The organism is Emticicia sp. (assembly GCF_049241225.1).
In the GTDB taxonomy this organism is placed as follows: domain Bacteria; phylum Bacteroidota; class Bacteroidia; order Cytophagales; family Spirosomataceae; genus Emticicia.
This window is the reverse complement of sequence record NZ_JBMLRC010000407.1, coordinates 1-3246: the sequence shown is the minus strand read 5'-3', so window position 1 is coordinate 3246 and position 3246 is coordinate 1. Positions and strand designations below refer to the sequence as shown.

The following is a 3246-nucleotide window of genomic DNA, read 5'->3' as shown; positions in this document are numbered from 1 at the left end:
CTATAATCAATGGTTTAGGTCAGAAAGCAGGTAGAGAGTTTGAGGCAAGTAATGTCAAAAGTACCATTTCGGACAAAGAAGCTACGCTCAACCTTGATATCGCCAATGCTTATGATAAAAATGCAGGAATTGTATCTTGGAACAGAACAGTGAAATTGAATAGAGTAAAAAATACGGTTGAACTAACCGATGATTATTCGTTGAATCAAAAGCCAACTTCGCTGCAACAAGTTTTTATGACAATATGTACGATTGATAACTCGGTAGCGGGCAAAATCACACTCAAAACTCCGAAAGGACAAGTAGTTACTTTACAATATGACCCAAAAACTTGGGAGGTTTCAACCGATTTACCTTCAACCGAAGGCATGGAATATGTAAGTTTTAAAACCAAATGGGATAATCTGCCTGTTCAACGAATTATTTTGAATAGTAAAAATTTGGCACAAAAATCAAAAAATTCATTTACTTTGGGAATTAATTAAGTAGTCAACGGTCGATAGTCTATAGTCAACAGTGTACAGTGTACAGTCGACAGTCAACGAGTAGCAAGTTTTTGAAAATCAATGATTTGTTGCAAATACATTATTTATCAATTCAAATCCGTAACAAATATTCTGATATGAAATATTTTATTGCATTTGCTTTTAGCGTTTTTACATTGGGAAAAACCTTTGCCCAAACTATCCATTTATACAACGGCAAAGACCTGAATAATTGGTATAGCGACGTGCCTGCCACCGACAAAGACCCAAATCTCAGAAAATCATTTATCATCAGAGATGGAAATTTGGTGAGTATGGGAACTCCCGAAGGCCATTTATTGACCAAAGATAAATACGAAAACTATCGTCTCGAATTGGAATATCGTTTTGCAGGAAAACCAGGTAATTGTGGTGTTTTGGTGCATGCGTCAACGCCTCGTGCCTTGTATGGAATGTTCCCAAAATCTATCGAAGTACAAATGATGCACGAAAATGCAGGGGATTTTTGGTGTATCGTAGAAGATATTAAGGTAGAAAACATGGAAACTCGACGTGGACCAAAAGAAAACTGGGGGATAACCGAAGGTAAAGAGAGAAGAGTTAAAAACTTGACCGACAATTCAGAAAAACCACTCGGTGAATGGAATAAAATGACAATCGAATGCCGAGGCGATAAAATAAAAGTTTGGGTAAATGGCGATATGGTCAATGATGGTTTTGGTGCAACTGCCCAAAAGGGACAAATCGCTCTACAAGCCGAAGGTGCAGAAGTAGAATTTAGAAAAGTAGATTTAACACCGTTGAAGTAGTGATTTGTTACTGGTTATTGGGAAATTGGTTATTTGTTATTGGTTAATTACGTATACCAGTTTTCCAGTAACTAATTTCCCAATAACCAATTCTCCAATCACAAGGCAACAAATTTCACTAAATCACCAGCTCTTAAGAGAGTAATTTCTGCGGCGTTTGGTGTATAAAGTTCTAATTCTGTTCGGCCAATTAATTGCCAGCCCCCAGGGCTTTCTGAAGGATAAATCCCAGTTTGATTTCCTGCAATACCTACACTTCCCGCAGGTACTTTCGTGCGTGGTGTAGCTCTACGTGGCGTAGCTATTCGAGCATCTAAACCGCCCATGTAGGCAAACCCCGGTAAAAATCCCATCATATATACTCTGTATGTTGGAAATGTGTGAAATTCAATTACCTGTGCTTCGCTAATCTGATGATAGTCAGCCACATAGCCTAAATCTTCGCCATCATAATTTACAGGAATTTCAATGATTCTTTTTACATAATTTTCTACCTCACCGATATTTTCATAAGTTTTTATCAAGAAATTTTCTACAAAATCATAAGCAGATTTGAACGAAATATAGTTTTTTCTGACTTGAAAAATATCATAAAAAATGGTCAGAGAAGCGTAAGCTGGCATGGCTTCTTTCATGCCAACAAAAGCGTTTTTATTGCAAAAATGATACAATTGCATGACAATGTCATTGACTTTTTCATCAATGACATTGCCAAAATCAATTGTGATGGCCGAATCGCTAAGTGGAAAAATCTTGTACGAATTACTTACCATATAGCTCGTTGAATGCTTTTTCATATTTATCGCCAGCCTTCCATTTAGGAGCAGTTGGGCGGTCGGCAATCAACCGAGCTGCATAAACGTAGGCCTGACAGAATTTCAGCAAATAATTGTAATTGACTGATTCTGGACTGTCAGAAACTTGGTGATAAAACTTGTTGATTTCTGCATCGAAAGCCGTAAAACCTGGGGCAAAATCGGGTGATGGAATACCTTTTGCAGCCAAATTTACATTATCTGAACGGTCGAACAGATTTTGCTCGGGAGCTGGGTCGGTGATTGCTGTTAATCCAAAAGCCTTTGCTCCTGCTTCGATTTGTGGTTGGGCATCAGTGCGGTCAAGTCCGATAACCGTGACTTTGGTTGTGTCATTATAACCTGCACCATCGCAATCGAGGCTGTAAACACATTGTTTCAACGGCACGAGTGGATGCTCGGCATAATATTTACTTCCCAGAAGTCCAATTTCTTCGCCTGTGTAGGCAATGAATAAAATCGAACGCTTGGTTGGTTTTTGGGTAAATGCTTTCACGGCTGATAAAATGGCAGTTGTTCCGAAGGCATTATCTCTTGCTCCATTGAAAATAGTATCGCTTTCAGTTACTCGGCCACCTTTTCTGCCAGTTCCAACGTGGTCGAAGTGTGCAGTTAATACCACATATTCATTTTTCAAAACTGGGTCAGAGCCTTCTAAAACGCCTAAAACATTGTAAGACATTACGGTTTTCTTTGAGACTTCACTCACATTCAAACTCAAGGTTTTCAAAGATTCTCTATCAAATTTTTTCAAGTGCGTATTACTTACCCAAATATGCGGAATGTCAGCACTAACAGCATTTTCTGGTGCTAACGTAAGTTTTTCACCACCCATATAATTGGTAATTGCTGCCCACGGATATTTCAAATTATATAATTGAATGAAAGCCGCAGCACCATTTTTGGCGGCAAACTCCACTTTTTTTGATGAACCTCTGAGATTTTCGTTCGGGTCGTCGCTGTTTGGAATACCAAATTGAGCGATTACAATTTTGCCTTTTACGTCAATGTCTTTATAATCATTTTGCTTTTCATCAACCCAGCCATAACCCACGAATACCACTGGAATATTTTCGAGTTTGGTGGCTTTTCCGCTCAACATAATAAAATCTTTTGTCCATTTTAATGAGTCAGTTC

At 38.4% G+C, this 3246-nt stretch carries 3 protein-coding genes and 1 pseudogene; 2 read left to right on the top strand and 2 right to left on the bottom strand.

Annotated features, from left to right (window positions below; translation table 11 throughout):
- Positions 1 to 485 (top strand): annotated as a pseudogene (locus ACOVO2_RS21165) (hypothetical protein); the annotation flags it as partial.
- A gap of 137 nt (positions 486 to 622) precedes the next feature.
- Positions 623 to 1294, top strand: a complete 672-nt coding sequence (locus ACOVO2_RS21160) for a 3-keto-disaccharide hydrolase (protein ID WP_421771898.1) — start codon at positions 623 to 625, stop codon at positions 1292 to 1294.
- Positions 1295 to 1392: 98 nt separating this feature from the next.
- Here ACOVO2_RS21160 and pxpB read toward each other — a convergent pair whose 3' ends face one another.
- Complete coding sequence (gene pxpB, locus ACOVO2_RS21155; RefSeq protein ID WP_421771897.1) at positions 1393 to 2091, bottom strand: 5-oxoprolinase subunit PxpB; 699 nt, start codon at positions 2089 to 2091, stop codon at positions 1393 to 1395.
- A partial coding sequence (locus ACOVO2_RS21150) for a M28 family peptidase (protein ID WP_421771896.1) occupies positions 2057 to 3246 on the bottom strand: 1190 nt, incomplete at its 5' end. The genes pxpB and ACOVO2_RS21150, both read right to left, overlap by 35 nt.